This window comes from Slackia faecicanis (genome assembly GCF_003725295.1).
GTDB classification, from domain to species: Bacteria; Actinomycetota; Coriobacteriia; order Coriobacteriales; family Eggerthellaceae; genus Slackia; species Slackia faecicanis.
Genome location: NZ_QICB01000004.1, coordinates 67146 through 83334 on the forward strand (window position 1 = coordinate 67146; position 16189 = coordinate 83334).

A 16189-nucleotide genomic window follows, 5' to 3' on the forward strand; every position below is an offset into this window, starting at 1 on the left:
CGCTGCGGACGCGCGCCCATCGCCCGGAAACGCAGGGTCCCGCATGCGGCGACGCCCGCGAAACCGCATCCTGGCAAGCCCTCTACATGCGCCGCAGCGTATAACGCACCGCCTTAGACGTCCCGAAATCGGAAACGCCTTTTGTCCGCTAAGCCATGGTTGACCCGCTAATTCGGGCATGCAAAAAGCCGCGTCCCGGGGGGCGCGGCTTCGCTGTTCATCGTATGGGGCGCAAGGCTTAGAGACCCAGCGCCTTTTTCAGGGAGGACACGCGGCGGCGGGAAACCGGGATCTTGTCTTCCACGCCGTTCAGGGTGAGCAGCAGGGTGCCGCCCGCCACAGGCTCGACTTCCTCCACCATGGCCAGGTTGACCAGGTAGCCGCGATGCACGCGGAAGAAGCCATGACCGTCCAGACGCTTCTCCAGCTGAGCCAGCGAGACCGTGGAGAAGTAGCGGTCGGAATCGGTCTGGAGGTAGGCGTAATCGTCGCGCGCCATGACGTAGCGGATGCTGTCGATCGCGATGAGGATTTTCTTGCCGCCCTTTTCGACGGGAATGCGCTCGGATTGCGTAGCCTTCACGTGCAGGGTGACATGCTCGGTAGCGCGATTCACGGCCTGATGCAAGCGATCGATTTCGACAGGTTTGACCAGGTAGTCAACCGCGTTCACCTTGAAGCCCTCGAGGGCATGCTCGCTGTATGCGGTGACGAAAATAACCGCCGGCGGGTTCTTCAGGCGCTGCAGGGCCTCGGCGAACTGGATGCCCGTGACCTCAGGCATGCTCACGTCGAGGAACAGCACATCCACCGGATAGCTTTGCATTTTCTCGATGGCCTCGCGCACGCTTGCCGCCTCGGCCAAAACCTCGACGCCGCCCACTTCGCCGAGCAGATAGCGCAGCTCGGAACGCGCAGGGGCTTCGTCGTCTACGATAATCGCGTTAAGCAAAACGTCCTCCATCATGCATCGATCCGCTTGAAATCGTTCTTGCATATTAGCCGAAATATGCATCCCCGTGAAGAAGTTCCCAGGGAATGGGACACGATAGGCATCATTCCATGAATATCCACGGATATTCCTCCACATTTTACCGTTCGCCGACGTAATAACGCCGCCTGCTGCAGTGCGCATACCGTCTGCCGGGTTATCGCCGACCGACGGCATGCGCCGCACACCGACCGTTCGCCCGTCTATTCGTCCAAAAGAGCGTCTTTGAGATACATGCGCACGCACGTGCCGTCGCCCGGGGTCGAATCCACCTGCATGCGCGATTCGATGCCGTAATATCCGGTCAAGCGTTCGCTGATGTTCTTCATGGCGATACCCAAGCCCTTCGAAGCCGACGGGCTCAAAAGCTTGCGCTGCTGCTCGGCGTCCATGCCGATGCCGTTATCGGATACCGCGATGTAGACGTCGTCGCCTTCGCTGTACGCCTCCACAGAAATACGCAGCTGGCCCTCCTGGGGCATGGCGTGGCGCACGGCGTTTTCGACTAGGGGCTGGATCATGAACGCAGGCACCATGAGGTCTTCGAGGCCGGGTTCCACATCGACATCCATGACCAGGCGGTCTTCGCCGAAGCGTGCCACCTCGAACGTGAAGTAACGCATGGTCTGATCGATCTCTTTCATCAGCTCCACCAAATCGTCGGAGCTTTCGAGCGTGCGGCGATAGAAAATGGCGAACTCGCGCAGCAGCATGCGGGCGCGGTCGGGATCGGTGCGCACGAGCGAGGCGATCGTGTTGATCGTGTTGAACAGGAAGTGCGGGTTGATCTGCGACTGCAGCGCCTTGAGCTCCATGGTGGTGGCCAGCTTGGTCTGCTGCTCGAGCTCCACTGCGGCGATCTGGGTGGACATGAGCTCGCCCAAGCCCTCGGCCAGCGTGAGCTGCGTCTCGGTAATGTCGTTGGCATGGCGGTAGTAGAACTTCAGCGTGCCGATAATCGCATCGCCGCGGCGCAAAGGCACGATGATGCCGGCGCGCAGATTACGGGCCTTGGTGGGAAAGCCGATTTCTTCAGGCGTATGCAGCGCGCGGATGCGGCCGTCTTCGATCGTGGCGTGCGTGGCCTTCGTGCGAATGGGGGTGCCGGGAGTGCTGGGCGCCTCTTCGAGGCCAACGTAGCCCAGGATGTATTCCCTGTCCGTAATGGCTACGGCCTGCGCGCACGTCGCAGGAAGCAACAGGCGGCACACCTTCTGCGCCGTTTCCACATTGAGGCCCTCCTGGAAGCACGCCAGGGTTTCACGGGCGATTTTCAGAATGGTGTCCGACTGGCGCGCGCGCACCGAATCGGGGTTGAGGTGCAGATAAATCAGCAGCGCGAGCGACACGGTGAACGAAACGCCCGCCACCACGTTCAGGTTGCCGAACATGGACGGACGGCAGATGCCCATGACGAGCACGGCCGCCGCCAACGTGGCGACGGTGAACAGAATCAGGTCGATGACCTTCGCGTAGTTCGCCTTCACATTGATGATGGTCACGAAAACCTCTCCTTACCCTATGAGTCCAAGCTCGTTCACCGTCAGCACGACGGCGACGACAAGCAGAAACGCTGCGAATGCGAAGCGCAGGGCGCGTTCGGGCACGCGTTTGACCAGGCTTGCTCCCAAAACGGCGCCGGGCATGGAGCCTGCCGCCGTCGCAATGCCCACAAGATAATCGATATTGCCCAGGATTCCCTGCTCGACCGCGCCGGGAATCGCCAGAATGCACACAGCGAGCAGCGAGGTGCCAGACGCCAGGCGCATGGGCACGCCCAGCATGGCCATGAACAGCGGCACCATGATGAAGCCGCCGCCCACGCCCACGTAGCCGCTCAAGAAGCCGGCCAGGATGCCGATCGCCGCCACCTTCGCCACGAACGCAGGCTTCAAAGCGAAGCGCACATCGGATGCGTCCATGTCGGCCGCCTGCCCCTTGCCGCCCGATGCGCTCTTCGAAGAAGCGGAAGCGCCCGCCGCGCCTTCGGCTTTCGCCTTGGACGCTGCGAGCGCTTTTTTGAACATCGTATACGCCGAGTAGGCGATGACGAGCGCCGCGGCGCCCATGACCATCCACGAGGGCGACGCGGCGGCGGCGAGCACGCCGATCGGCGAGAGAACCGCGCCCGCCAGGCCGCAAATCACGCCCACGCGGATCACGCACGTCTTATTGCGCGCATGCTTGGCCATGCCCGAAAGCGACGTGGGAATGATCGTGAACAGCGACGTCGCCGTGGCCGCTATGGGGTCGAGCCCGAACACCAGCCTGAACAACGGAACCATGACCACGCCGCCGCCGATACCCAGAAGGCCCGACAGCACGCCGACCACCACGCCCGCAAGGGCCGCCACGATGAACATTTCCATGCGCTACTCTCCCGCTCCGAGGTTCAACCTGATTTCCGTGGTTTCGCCGGGGCTGACGCCGCCGGCCGCGCGCGTCGCGGCACGCAGCTCGTGGGCGCGCTCCTGCTCTTGGTTGGACGAGCCGGCCAACGCCGACTGCATAATGACGTCGTTTTCAAGACGCGCCATGACGGTGGGCCACTTGAACTGGAACTGGAAGTAGTTCGCGCAGTTCTCTTCGGCATAACGGGCCGCATCGGTGGTCGCCGATTTGGCGGCCTTGCGATACCCCTTGCCATCGGGTCGACCGATTGAGCGCAGCCACGCGGTGCGCTTGGCGCGCTTGGCCACGCCCGGCTGCAAAAACGGACCCGGATACGGCAGCAGCGATTGCGGTTTGATCTGCATCAGGTCGATCTGCGTGCGGGCGTATTCCACCTTACGGTGCTCGTAGAGCCAGCGGAAGATATCCTGGCGGAAACGCAAGCCCTCGCGCGGAGTGTCGGGCGGCAGATGACGCATACGCCACTGGTTGTCGAACCAGATATCGCTGCCGTACATGCGCAGGTCGAGCATGTAGTCGAGGTCTTCGCCGCGCGCGATCCACGGGTCGAACGACACGCGCCTGAACGCTTCGCGATGCAGCGCCAAACAGCCGCCGCACACATGGTTCGAGCGGGAAAGGCGCGGGCCGTGCATGGCTTTCTCGATCCATGCGTTGAACGCGCGGCCCTGATCCCAGAAACGGTCATACCACTTCTGCGACCTGCTGGAACGATAGCTGCCTTCCTTATTGAGGTAATAGCCGGTCTTGGCCAGAATAGGAATGCCGCGGCGCGTGAGCTTGCCCAAGCCGTACATGGCCTTTTCGAGAAACGCTTCGTCTTCCACCACGGCATCGTCGTCCAAAAACACGGCAGCGTCGAAATCGAGCATATCGGCAACGAGCAGCCCAAGGTTGCGCACGGCCCCGTAGCCCGTCAACCCTATCTCATCGCCCACGGCCACGCCCAGCTGGCCCATGCGCTGCCGGATGATCTCCAGCTCGGGCGAGCCGATCACCGTGATATCCAGGTCGGAGAAATGGTCCGCTACGTTGCGGATCTTGACGACCGCCTGGTTTTCGATGGAGGCTTCGGCAGCCACCAGAACGACCACCTGGCCTAAGCCGCGCACCTTGCGCAGCGAATCAAGGCAGCGCGGCAGTTCGCCCTGCGTCGAAAGCGTGGTGGTGTGGTCGTACGTCGCCGTGACCGAGCCCGCTTCGGTGCGGCGGCGCGCCGATATATATGTAGGTATAAGAACAACAGGGTTCATGGATGCCTTTCTGTCGTGCACCGCATTGCTGCGGGCCGTTGATTCGGCAATGCCGGGCACGACGCATAAAGCGTCACCCTCCCCTGCCGACATCGCACATTCGCCCCTTATTTTACTCTTTTGCGATACGGCACGCCTACGGGCGGCCCCACGGGGCCTCCCGCACGAAAACGCCCCCTGCGCCGTTGGGACGCGCAGAGGGCGTGCATGCGTCCCGCAGAACGCGAATCATGTCGAAAATGCAGGCGTCCGCCAGAAACGGCAGACAGCGCGAACGCTACGACAAATGCTTGAAAATATTAGCCTTACGCAGCGCCGAAAGCAGCGGCATTCCCAGCGCATACACCACCACGGCCTCGCCGATACCCGTTGCCACCAGGCCGAACAGATACATAGGCAGGTACGCCCCGTCGAGGCTGATCGTGGTGAAGGGAATGGTGTAGAAACCGAGGCCCTGCAACAGCAAGGGCAGATACGCCGGCACGATGAGCGCGTTGGCCAGCACCGGGCCCAGAAGCGCGATGCCCGGGCGGTCGGCGAACTTGCGGCACCACAGCGCGCCCACAAGCGTCGCGGCCGACCCGAACACCACATCGAGCAGGCCGAGCACGCCCGTGCCCGAAATAACCATATTGGCGAGATTGGCCACGATACAGCCGATCGTCAGACCGGGAACGGCGGCGGGCGTCAGAACCGCCAGCACCACCAAGGCCTCGGAAATCCTGAACTGGACGGGGCCCCAAGCAAGGCCCTGCAAAAGAACCAGCGCGGCAAGCGTGCAGGCGGCATACACCGCACCGATCATGCCCGCTTGGGCGACATAGGACGTGCGCGCCGAAGACGCGCCCTTCACGGCGTTGTTCTTCATGAAATTCTCCTTTTCCGCATGCGAAAGAATTCGCACGGGCTATGGGCAGCGAATAAACGAACGAGGCACAGGGCCCAACGATGCACCTCGCGACAGCGCAGTATAGCAGAAACCCCGCCGTGCGACCGAAATCGCAGCGACGGGGTTTCGCCGGTTCGAATGGTCCGAATGACGCGCGGCGGCTATTCCGCGGCCTTCTCGGCCTCGGCGGCCTTTTCGGCCTTCTTGGCGGCCTCGCGCTCAGCCTTCAGCTGGGCGATCGGCTTAGACGCCTCTTCTTTGGCCTTGGCTTCGGCAGCTTCGCGCTCGGCCTGGGCCTTCAGCTCGGCCTCGGAGGGCGCGAGGGCTTCCTCTTCCTTCTTCTTGCCGAAGGTGTGGCCGAAGCGCTTCACCTGCTTGGCCTCCTTCTTCGCTTTGCGGGCCTCCTCTTTCTGCTGGGCGACCTGGTTGGCGGCGTTGGTGGCCATGTGCTGCTTCACTTCTTTAGGATGCTTCTTCATCATTTCCATCTGATACGCGCGGCGAACCTTGCGGATCTTGGAGAAGTCGAGCCACAGGGCGCCGATGATGCAGCCGTACGCGGGAATGATGCACATCCAGGTGGCCCAAACGTTGTCGGGCATGAAGTTGGGCATGATCATGCCTAGCACCGTGAGCACGATGGCGCTGATCAGCAGCACCCACCAGATGCGACGCAGCTTCTTGTACTGCTCAGTGGGCGGGTTGTAGAACATGCGGTCCAACTCGGCGCGCTTGGCGCGCTCGGCCTTCTTGATGGCCTTCTTCTCTTTCGGAGTGTGGCCGGCGGGGCGCACGTACACGCTTGCGGCGGCTTTCGCCTTCGGCTTGGCGGACGATGCGGACTTCTTGGTCTGGCCCTTAGGCTGCTCGCTTTGGTAGCGCTCGTTCATCGGGTTACGCTGAGACAATTGGATTCGTTCCTTTCGATACGCGGATGCGCAGAATTTCCGTAAAGTGAAATAATGCCAAAGCCCAGGCCCTCTCGCAAGCGGCAAAGCGTCGTCGTTTAAACGCCGTTACATCCCGAACGTGAAAAGGCGGGGCCGCTCGCCGCGATCCCCGCCTTGTGCGCACCGCATTCGTCGAGTGCTATTTCTTGCCCTTCAACTTGCGCATGCCGCCCGTTTTGCCAGCGCTTTTATCCTTGCACTCTTTCTTTTCCTTCATGGACTTGATGCGCTCGTAATCGTACAGGGGAATGTGGATGGTGAAGCAGGCGCCTTCGCCCTTCTTGCCTTCCACCTGCACCCAACCGCCGTGACGGTCGACGATTTCCTTTACGACGGCAAGGCCCACGCCCAGACCGCCGCTTTGGCGCTCGCGGCTCTCCTCGGCGCGCCAGAACCTGTTGAACACCATCTTGCACTCTTCGGGCGAAAGGCCGATGCCCGTATCGCGCACGGCGATCGAGGCCATGATATCGCCCTTGCGCACGATCACCGACACCTTGCCGGGCGAAGGCGTGTATCGCACCGCATTGGAGATCAGGTTCGCCGTAGCCTGACGGATCATATCGCGATCGCCGTACACCATGACCTCGTCTTCGGCGTCGAATTCGAGCGAAAGGCCGGCGTCGCGCACGAAGGCCTCGTGGGACATGACCAGCGGGCGGATGAGCTCGCCCACATTGATGACCTCTTTGTTCATGGGCGTGGAGCGACTTTCCAGGCGCGACAGGCGCAGCAGCGCATCGACCAGGCGGCTTAGGCGCTGGACTTCGGCGTTCACCGTGCCCAGACGCTCGGCGTCGGGCTCGAACACGCCGTCGACGATCGCTTCGACGGTGGATTGGATGGCCATAAGCGGCGTGCGCAGCTCGTGGGCCACGTCCATGGTCAAACGGCGTTCGAGCTGCTGGTTCTTCTCGACGCTTTCGGCCATGGCGTCGAACGTCTTGCCCAGCTCGGCGATTTCGTCGTTGCCTTCGAGATTCGTGCGGGCCGACAGGTCGCCCTCTTTGATGGCGGCGGCGGTGCGCGTCATGCGGTTGATGGGGTTGACCAGGCCGCGCGCGAACAAAAAGCCGATGCAGGACGCCAGAATGGCCGACAGCACGGCCGCAAAGGCCATGGCCTGATAGCTCTGATTGCGGAAAGTCTGATCCGCCTTGGAAAGCAGCACCTCGGAACCGTACACCCACATATGGACCGAACCGACCGTCTTGCCGTTCGACAGCACGATCGACGACGTTGCCAATTTATCATTGCCGTCCGGCGCGAACGACGCATCGGCGGTGATATCGCGATCGTGGTTGCCGGCGCTTCTTCCGCCGTTCGGCAGCGACGAATCGTATATCACTTGGCCGCCTTGAGCCGACGTCACCTGGATGCCCATGCCGGGCTGCAGCATATGCGCCGACTGGGCCGGCTGCACGTCGTCCACGCCGATGGGCGGATACGGAGCATCGCCCGACCCCCGTGCGGCTTCAAGAGCGGCGGCATGGTTGGATTCGTAACGCGATGCCACGCTTTCGGCCGTGGCGTCGGCCAACTCCTGCACGTTTTCGCGCGTGTAGGCCTGGAAATGCTGTTCCCATACATACGAAAGAACGCCCATGGCCACGATGACGGTCATCATGGCCACGAGCGCGAACGTCACGGTGACGCGTGTTGTATAGGAATATTCGAAGAGGCGGTCATGGATCCGCGAGAAAACTCCCTTGCGGTCCTTGGTCGAAGTGTCGCCCGATGATGCCATGGCACACGCCACCTTTCTGAGCCGCTATGGAAGCTTCGCGGCCGCTAGCTTACTTTCGTGGGGTCCTCGAAGCGATAGCCCACGCCGTGCACGGTGTGCAGCCACTTGGGATTGCGCGGGTTGTCGCCGATCTTGGCACGCAGGTTCTTGACGTGCGAGTCGATGGTGCGCTCGTAGCCTTCGAAATCGTAGCCGAGCACCTTTTCGACCAGCTCCATACGCGAATACACACGACCGGGATAGCGGGAGAGCGTGGTAAGCAGCTTGAACTCGCTGGCGGTCAGGTCCACTTCCTCGTCGTTGACAAGCACCTTGTGGCCGGACACGTCGATGGTCAGCTCGCCGAACTCGAGCACCTCGCGCTGAGGCTCGGAATCGGCGTGCACGCGGCGCAGCAGGGCGCGCACGCGGGCCACCAGCTCGCGGGGGCTGAAGGGCTTGACCAGGTAGTCGTCGGCGCCCAGCTCGAGACCGATGATGCGGTCTTCCACTTCGCCTTTGGCGGTCAGCATGATGATGGGCACATCGGAGTTGTCGCGGATAGCGCGGCAGACGCGCTCGCCCGGCACGCGGGGAAGCATGAGGTCGAGAACCACCAGGTCGAAATGGTGTTTCCCGAATTCTTCGAGGGCCTCTTGGCCGTCGCCGACGGCAGTGACCCAATAGTTTTCACGCTCGAGGTAGGCGGCCACGGCATCGCGGATGGCCTTCTCGTCTTCGACCAGCAGAATGCGGCGAGTTTCGTTGCTCATGATTGGACTCCTCCAATTCTCGGGGGGTTGAAACCCTCGCGCGAACACCAGGTTTCGCGCGGGCCCGGTTTGCGTTTATTGTAACGATTCGAAGCGCGGCCCACGTCACCTCAGGTGAAAATGACACAATAAGCTTCTATGGCTCAAAGAAAACCTACACCACGCCGAACGACCTCCTCGCGTCCGTCGCGCCCTCAGCATGCGCAGCCGAGCAGGTCGCCGCAGGCCCGACGCAGCACGCGGGCCTCTGTCGGCGTTTCCGCAAGCCGCGCCACGAAAAGCAACCGAAGCGCCCATAACGCGCGCGCGCCGCGCGCGCACGGACGCGCCGAGATGCCGGCCTTGGCCAAAGGCGCTTCGAGCGCGGCGTTTCGCGCAAGCCACGCCGCCACCGCACGCGCCGCCGCGGCCTATAAGCCCAAAGCGCGCCGCGTGGCAAGCCCGCTCGACAGCCAGGTGCGCATTCCCCTTCCCGAAGGCGAGCGCACGCTGACGCGTCGCCAGCTGCTCATCGGAGCGGCCGGCCTCGGCGCGCTTCTCGCCGTAGGCGCGGGCGCGCAGGCGATCACGAAATCCAAAGAGGCCGCTAACGCCGTGGAAACCCTCGAAGTTCCCGCCGATGCCGTGACGCTGCTGAGCAGCGATACGTATTCCGCCGTCGAAGGCGATGCACCGCTTGCCGCCGCAGGCGAATACAAGCTTCCCTACGGCACGCTGGTCTGGGCGAACTGCGATTCCTATGCCGCGTGCCTGCTACCCACCGAAGGCTCCACGCCGCTCACACAGGCAGGCATCATCACGCTGGCCGACGGCTCCGTGAACACGGTTCTTCCCCAGCCTGCAAGCGGGGAGCGCGGGTTCGACATCTACGACGTGCGCTGCGACGAACGCGGCATGGTCTGGGTGGAAGCGAACTGCCTCACCGGCGAATGGCGCATCTACCAGGCAACGCATTCCGGCGCATCGCTCGGCGCGCCGGTGCTGGCCGAATCGGGCACGGCCGATTACGACGTGCCCTTCATCGCCGCCGCGGGCGGACGAGCCTTCTGGCAGGTGATTCCCGACAAATCGGGCGCTGCGGCGAACGAAGCATCGCTGCTCAAGTCGGCCGCGTTCGGCTCGTCCGACGTGCGCGAAGACTGGCGCTCCAACGGGCGCATGGGCACGCCGATCTATTCCACGGGCGACGGCGTGGTCATCACGCCGCGCGTCGACGCTACGGGCGTGTACTACCGCCTCACGCTGATCGACGCCGCAAGCGGCCAAACGAAAGATTCGATGACGCTTCCCGCCGGCATGAAGCCGCTCGAGGCGGGCTACGTCAATGGGCGTTTCACGTTCTCGTTCGACGCGGGCTATTCCCAGCAGAAGGGCCTTTCGAGCATCGGCACCTACACGCCCGTCGATAAAGGCTGGGCGAGCGGCGCGCAGTGGTTCTGCTTCGACCGCAACCCCACTGCGGCGCCCGCATGGGCGGGGCCGTATTTCATCGTGAAATCGACCCGCACGGTCAGCGGCGTCGATTTGGCGGCGGGCACGTACTTCTCGCTGCCCTGCCCGAACGGCTGCGACAACTACGGCGACTACCTTGCCAGCAGCGGCACCGTGAATACCCTGGTCACCTACGTGGCCATGCCCGCCGCGGGCGAAACCGAGGCGCATACGCTCCTGCGCGTCTGGAAGGCGTAGAAAAGGCGCGGCCACACGCGAGCACGGCCTGGTAAGGGCGGAAACGCCGGGCGATGGACAGACGCAACACCCGCACCCCGACAAGCCCCGCCATTCGCCGGAGGGCAGAATGGCGCAAGGTTCGCCCAGAGCGCGCCTGGGCGCCGGGCGAACGACGAACGGCCTTTTGCAACAAAGCCTTCCACGTCCGGCAAACGGCGAACGGCATGCGCTCCCGAAGGCCGCTCGACCGCGAACGGCCGCCCCGCGAACGAAGGAGATTCGCCGTGAAACTTCAACAGCTCAAATACCTCACGGCCGTGGCGGAATGCGGCAGCATCACCGAAGCCGCACGGCGGCTGTTCGTGTCGCAGCCCAGCATCACCGCGTCGGTCCGCGACCTCGAACGCGAGATGGGCATCACCATATTCGAACGCACCAGCAAGGGCGTAATCGCCACCGACGAAGGCCAGACATTCCTGGGCTACGCGCGCCAAGTGCTCGAACAGGCCGACCTTCTGGAGGAACACTACAAAAACAACGTCAAGCCCTCGCCGCGCTTCGCCGTCTCATGCCAGCATTATTCGTTCGCGGTGAACGCGTTCGTCGACGTGATCCGCGCCTTCGACGCGTCGCATTACGATTTCACGATCCGCGAGGAGCAGACGCACGAGATCATCGAAGACGTGGCCCGCATGAAAAGCGAGCTGGGCGTGATCTATTTGAGCGACCGCAACCGCGAAGTGATCGGCAAGATGCTGCGCGCCGAAAACCTCGAGTTCAAACCGCTGTTCACCGCGGCGCCGCATGTGTTCATCTGCTCGTCTCATCCGCTAGCGGGTCGTGCGTCTGTCACCTTCGACGACCTGGACGACTACCCGTACCTGTCCTACGAACAGGGCAATTTCAATTCGTTCTATTTCTCGGAAGAGCCTGCATCCACCCTCGACCGTCGCAAGAACATCCGCGTGCGCGACCGTGCCACGCTATTCAACCTGCTCATCGGCCTGAACGGCTATACGGTGTGCTCGGGCGTGATCAGCCACGAGCTCAATGGCGAAAACATCATCGCGCTACCGCTCGATGCCGACGAGCATATGGAAATCGGCGTGGTCACACGCAAGGGAACCACGCTTTCGCGCTACGGCAAGGCGTACCTCGAGGCGATTCGCAGCCATGTTCCAGGCGCTGCGACCGACCCTGGCACCGCCGCCGAATAAGGACGGCGATGCGGGCGATTCGGGCTTAGACCTTTCGCTCCCCCTTCGAATCCTTGCGCCACCTGCGGCTCGGTCGCAACACCTGCCCCTTTGCTACCATTTTCCATAGGAAATACCTATGGATAAGCCATATTTTCTTGTATTTCTCAATCGCGAACGCAAGCGTCATACTCCTCGGCATCGAACATTCCACCGCACATCCGACGAGAGGATTCACCATGACCCAGCTTGCACCCAACCGTTACGACGTCGTCGGCAGCTTCCTGCGCCCCGAGCGCCTCAAGGAGGCGCGCGCCCAGCACGCCGCCGGCGCCATCGACGACGCCGCGCTGACCGCGATCGAAAACGAATGCATCACGGAATTGATCGAAAGGGAGAAGGCCGCCGGCCTGCGCTTTATCACCGACGGCGAGTTCCGACGCGGCTACTGGCACCTCGACTTCATGTGGGGATTCGGCGGCATCGACCACGTCGAGCTCGAGCGCGGCTACCAGTTCGTCGGCGAAGAAACCACGAAGGGTTCGGCCATCCTGACGGGCAAGATCACCGGCAGCGGCCATCCGTTCATCGAGCATTTCAAGTTCGTTCAGCAGTTCGAAGACGAGAACCACACCGCCAAGCAAACCGTTCCCGCGCCCGCTCAGCTTCTGCTCGAGCTGTACCGCAACGAAGCCGCCATCGAACGCGTGCACGCCATCTACCCCGACGAGGAAGAGCTTTTCGCGGACATCGCCGCGGCGTATCGCACCTTCATCGAAGAAATCTACGAAGCCGGCTGCCGCAACCTGCAGTTCGACGACTGCACCTGGGGCATCCTGGTCGACGACCGCTACTGGAAAGACCGCCGCGGCGACGATTTCTCCGAAATCACCGAGGCAGAAAAGTACCTGCGCTTGAACAACCTTGTGCTGGAAGGCAAGCCCGAAGGCATGGTGATCAATACGCACGTATGCCGCGGCAATTACCACTCCACCTACGCCAGCAGCGGCCCGTACGATGCCATCGCACCGTTCCTGTTCTCGCGCGAACATACAGATGCGTTCTACCTGGAGTTCGATGACGAACGCTCCGGCAGCTTCGAGCCGCTGAAATACGTTCCCGAAGGCAAGAAGGTCGTCTTGGGCCTGATTACCACGAAGCGCCCCGAACTGGAAGACCGCGATGCCGTGATCGCCCGCATCCACGAAGCCGCGCAAATCGTGCCGCTTGAAAACCTGTGCCTGTCGCCGCAGTGCGGTTTCGCGAGCTGCGAGATCGGCAACAAACTCACCGAAGACGAGCAGTGGGCGAAAGTCGCGCTGGTCAAAAGCATCGCCGAGGAAGTCTGGGGCTGCTAGGCGAGCCATGCGCCGATCGCGTACAGTCCCTCAGACGCGATCGGCGCCCCACGCTTCCACTCGGGCGACGAGGCGCGTAAGGGCGGCGTCTTCCCTCAAGAAGGCATATTTCTCATTCGCGCACAAGGCGATCGACCGTGCGCTGGATGGCGATGTTCTGCTCTTGAGTGATGTCTTCTTGAAACGACAGCAACGTGTTCGCGTCGGTCTTCAGCAGGCGCGCAAGCGCAGGAACCAACGTTATGTCGGGATAACTTGCCCCGCGCTCCCATTTGTTCACTGCGGGCGTCGAAACGCCCAGGCGCGTTGCCACCTGCTCCTGCGTCATGCCAAGCTCGAGACGCTTTGCGCGAATGACTTCGTTGATTTTCATGATTGCCCCTTCGGTCGAAAGCATATCCGGTCGGCGCGCCTTGACGTTATTTAACTGGATGAGCGAACGGCCCGCAATTGAGGATCCGTCGCGATGCGGGCAAGGAAAATTAACCGCTGGTTAATTAGAAGTAGAACAGTTCTTCGAATTTTTTGTCGAGCGCGATGCAGAGAATGAGCGCGAGTTTCGCCGTAGGGCTGAATTGCCCCGTTTCGATGGAGCTAATCGTGTTTCGAGACACCCCCGTCAACTCAGCGAGCTGCGCCTGCGAAAGACCGCGCTGGTTGCGCGCCTCTCGCAGGGAGTTTTTAAGAATCAACGATTCCTTCATAGTCTCATCAACCCGCAACCACATAGGCGCACAAGCATCCAAGCGCGACGGCGCCGTACAATATAGCTATCAGGAGAGTCCACCCCGACCTGGTCTTTCTCCATTTATAAGCGCCCGCGGCAGCAAGATATACAAACAGGATGGCCAGCAAATCGTACGGATTCCCACCCTTGAAAAGCATGCGGATGAGGAAGATAGAGGCGACCGCCGCCGCTACAGCGATTATTCCCCAGGTTCCCGCCTCGTCGGCCATCATGCGTTCGCGCTCATCCCAGCACCGATTCTCAAGACGGCTTTTAGCGAGAACTTCTTCCCTGTCCATAGCTGCCTCCAATTATGCCAAGTTTTATTGTCATCGCCAGTATAAGAATGCCAATAAAACTTGTCAAACAGCCGTTTACAACGAAAGAGGGCGCGATGGAAGGCGCCGTGGCAAAACGTCGGATCAGTCCGACAACTCACTCTTTTAAAGGCAAAATGTCAGGTTGACTCGACATTTTGCCTTTATATATGCAACCGCCCCTATAGCCGACGATGCCATATACGAACGAGAGCTCGCTCCGTTCCATCGAAGCATGCGATGTGATGGAGGGGTTCGGCGGCGCAGCGCAGCCATCAATGACCTTTATGCTTGTGCTTTCGCTTCTCCTGACGAAGGGCGAAGCGAGCGTCGGAGTCGGCCCTCTTGCGAACGGCCCGAACGCGGCGGCGATCGCCCTTGGCCGCTTCGCGCGCTTCGGCGAGCACCTACTGGGCTTTGGCCCCCAAGGAAACGTTGCGCCTCGTCTGCTTGCGCACTTCTCGCTGACGACGCTTCGGGTTCTTCGCCATAGGAGGCACGTCGGCGGCGCTTTCGGAGAAGCCGTCTGCACCAGCATCACGCGCGGAACCAGCCCACCGCGGCGACCCTCCCTCGCGCAAGCGAGGGAGCCGTTGGCGCTGCGCCGGCCGGCCGGGCAGAACAACGCCAGCTGCATCCTCGCGGACACACGCCGCGGCCTTGCGCTCTCCAGAAAAGCGCAGACAATCCCAAGCATGGCTCAGAATGAGTTGCTCTATTTCTTCGCTGGACGGCTCCGCCCCAAACACGATGCGAGAAACGAAAAGCCTCCCGTTGTCGATACGTTGAACGACGCCCTCCCAAAATCGACCGTCATGAAAAACGGCCAGGGTGCACGACACGCTGATTTTCCGCATGGCAATCCTCCTTTTATGTGAAACCATGCGGAGAAGGGACAACCAAGGAGGCAGGTTACTGACGAAAGCCGCGAATGCACGAACGGCGGCCTTTCGCGCCCCGACTACCCGACGAGGCCGTGTTTTCATCTCCGATAAAACCAATATAGCGCTTTACCGCAATCAGCCCGTGGCCGATACGCGAATTGCTCGCCAGATAATTATCGCGGCGCTTCGAACATCCGAGAAGAGAAGCTCACAGCACAACGCCGCGAGGACCGTGCGCCCTATGCACGGCGCACAGGGTGGCGAATGACCGTCTTGAGGTTTTCAGGCTTCGTGCGGCGCGGGTCGGCGAGATAAATCTCGTGGTGCAGCCTCACATTCGGCACGGCGCCGTTCGAATCAAGCGCGGCAAGCACCGCAGAGCCGTCGAATCCTCCTTGTGCCCTATGCCCTACGGGCGATTCGCCGCCCTCGGCAATGTCGCAAGGCAATCCCTCGCTGTGCATATAGGCCGACAGCTTCTCAACGGAAGCAGGCTCGTCGTCATACGAGCCGCGGTGCATAACCTGAACGCACGGCCCTTCAGCGAAATGCACCAGATACGGAACCCCTTCCGCATATCCCTCCGATGCTCTCTCGCACGCCTCCGCCAACGCAGGCTTCTTCTTTGCCAATTCAGCGCACGCCCATGCGAACACCTCGGGCGTCACGAAATCAGGCTGGCAAATGAGCGAAACCCACGAAAGCGCACCCTTGTCGACGATCGAAGCACCATCGAACGCGCCTGCGCCTGCCCACCACAGGCCTTCAAGCGGCGGCACCACGTAATCGAAATACCCCTCGGGCTGCCACGCGCCCATCTTCGACATTTTCACCGTATACGAAAGCCCGTAAAGCAGTTCGAGCGCCCTCGCGTAGGCGCCATCGGGCTCGTTCGGATCTCCCGTGCCCGCCACGGCGAAAAACGTCATCGGCGGAACTTCGATGAAAACAGGCTTGGCCTTGGGCATGTAAAGATCCTTGTATTCCTTCTTGAAATCGAGCGGCATTGCGAACCTCCCTGCGCTGCACCCGTGGAAACAAG

Annotated in this window: 16 protein-coding genes; 3 read left to right on the plus strand and 13 right to left on the minus strand. The window is 61.8% G+C overall.

Going from position 1 to position 16189, the window contains the following annotated elements; all coding sequences use genetic code 11:
• Positions 1-238: 238 nt before the first annotated feature.
• The 8 genes from DMP07_RS06415 to DMP07_RS06450 all read right to left on the minus strand — a co-directional run bounded on the left by DMP07_RS06415 (position 239) and on the right by DMP07_RS06450 (position 8994).
• Positions 239-967 carry a LytR/AlgR family response regulator transcription factor gene (locus DMP07_RS06415; protein WP_342210405.1) on the minus strand — a complete coding sequence of 243 codons (729 nt, stop codon included), beginning with the start codon at positions 965-967 and terminating at the stop codon, positions 239-241.
• Between the two features lie 227 nt (positions 968-1194).
• Positions 1195-2493, minus strand: coding sequence for a GAF domain-containing sensor histidine kinase (locus DMP07_RS06420; protein ID WP_244594900.1), 1299 nt, complete (start codon positions 2491-2493; stop codon positions 1195-1197).
• A gap of 12 nt (positions 2494-2505) precedes the next feature.
• Positions 2506-3360 carry a sulfite exporter TauE/SafE family protein gene (locus DMP07_RS06425; RefSeq protein ID WP_123198326.1) on the minus strand — a complete coding sequence of 285 codons (855 nt, stop codon included), beginning with the start codon at positions 3358-3360 and terminating at the stop codon, positions 2506-2508.
• A 3-nt stretch (positions 3361-3363) separates the two neighbouring features.
• Positions 3364-4656: a glycosyltransferase family 2 protein gene (locus DMP07_RS06430; RefSeq protein WP_123198327.1), complete on the minus strand. Its 1293-nt coding sequence runs from the start codon at positions 4654-4656 to the stop codon at positions 3364-3366.
• Positions 4657-4933: 277 nt separating this feature from the next.
• A complete protein-coding gene (locus tag DMP07_RS06435) occupies positions 4934-5524 on the minus strand; it encodes a QueT transporter family protein (protein WP_123198328.1) in 591 nt (196 codons plus the stop codon).
• A gap of 182 nt (positions 5525-5706) precedes the next feature.
• Complete coding sequence (locus DMP07_RS06440; RefSeq protein ID WP_211324532.1) at positions 5707-6453, minus strand: DUF805 domain-containing protein; 747 nt, start codon at positions 6451-6453, stop codon at positions 5707-5709.
• A gap of 181 nt (positions 6454-6634) precedes the next feature.
• Positions 6635-8242, minus strand: coding sequence for a sensor histidine kinase (locus DMP07_RS06445; protein ID WP_123198329.1), 1608 nt, complete (start codon positions 8240-8242; stop codon positions 6635-6637).
• A gap of 44 nt (positions 8243-8286) precedes the next feature.
• Positions 8287-8994, minus strand: a complete 708-nt coding sequence (locus tag DMP07_RS06450; protein WP_123198330.1) for a response regulator transcription factor — start codon at positions 8992-8994, stop codon at positions 8287-8289.
• A 333-nt stretch (positions 8995-9327) separates the two neighbouring features.
• Here DMP07_RS06450 and DMP07_RS06455 point away from each other — a divergent pair, with 333 nt between their 5' ends.
• The 3 genes from DMP07_RS06455 to DMP07_RS06465 all read left to right on the plus strand — a co-directional run bounded on the left by DMP07_RS06455 (position 9328) and on the right by DMP07_RS06465 (position 13219).
• Positions 9328-10683 (plus strand): hypothetical protein, encoded by a 1356-nt coding sequence (locus tag DMP07_RS06455; protein WP_244594901.1) that lies wholly within the window; start codon positions 9328-9330, stop codon positions 10681-10683.
• 266 nt (positions 10684-10949) lie between these two features.
• Positions 10950-11882, plus strand: a complete 933-nt coding sequence (locus tag DMP07_RS06460) for a LysR family transcriptional regulator (protein ID WP_123198331.1) — start codon at positions 10950-10952, stop codon at positions 11880-11882.
• Between the two features lie 218 nt (positions 11883-12100).
• Entirely contained in the window at positions 12101-13219 is a 1119-nt protein-coding gene (locus DMP07_RS06465) for a 5-methyltetrahydropteroyltriglutamate--homocysteine S-methyltransferase (protein ID WP_123198332.1), read from the plus strand.
• A gap of 112 nt (positions 13220-13331) precedes the next feature.
• Here DMP07_RS06465 and DMP07_RS06470 read toward each other — a convergent pair whose 3' ends face one another.
• The 5 genes from DMP07_RS06470 to DMP07_RS06495 all read right to left on the minus strand — a co-directional run bounded on the left by DMP07_RS06470 (position 13332) and on the right by DMP07_RS06495 (position 16154).
• Positions 13332-13592 carry a helix-turn-helix domain-containing protein gene (locus DMP07_RS06470; protein ID WP_123198333.1) on the minus strand — a complete coding sequence of 87 codons (261 nt, stop codon included), beginning with the start codon at positions 13590-13592 and terminating at the stop codon, positions 13332-13334.
• 124 nt (positions 13593-13716) lie between these two features.
• Complete coding sequence (locus tag DMP07_RS06475; protein WP_123198334.1) at positions 13717-13923, minus strand: helix-turn-helix transcriptional regulator; 207 nt, start codon at positions 13921-13923, stop codon at positions 13717-13719.
• Between the two features lie 7 nt (positions 13924-13930).
• Positions 13931-14245: a DUF6442 family protein gene (locus DMP07_RS06480; RefSeq protein WP_123198335.1), complete on the minus strand. Its 315-nt coding sequence runs from the start codon at positions 14243-14245 to the stop codon at positions 13931-13933.
• 425 nt (positions 14246-14670) lie between these two features.
• Positions 14671-15249, minus strand: coding sequence for a YjdF family protein (locus tag DMP07_RS09100; RefSeq protein ID WP_425303986.1), 579 nt, complete (start codon positions 15247-15249; stop codon positions 14671-14673).
• Positions 15250-15386: 137 nt separating this feature from the next.
• On the minus strand, positions 15387-16154 hold the full coding sequence (locus tag DMP07_RS06495) for a GyrI-like domain-containing protein (RefSeq protein ID WP_123198338.1): 768 nt from the start codon (positions 16152-16154) through the stop codon (positions 15387-15389).
• Positions 16155-16189 lie beyond the last annotated feature (35 nt).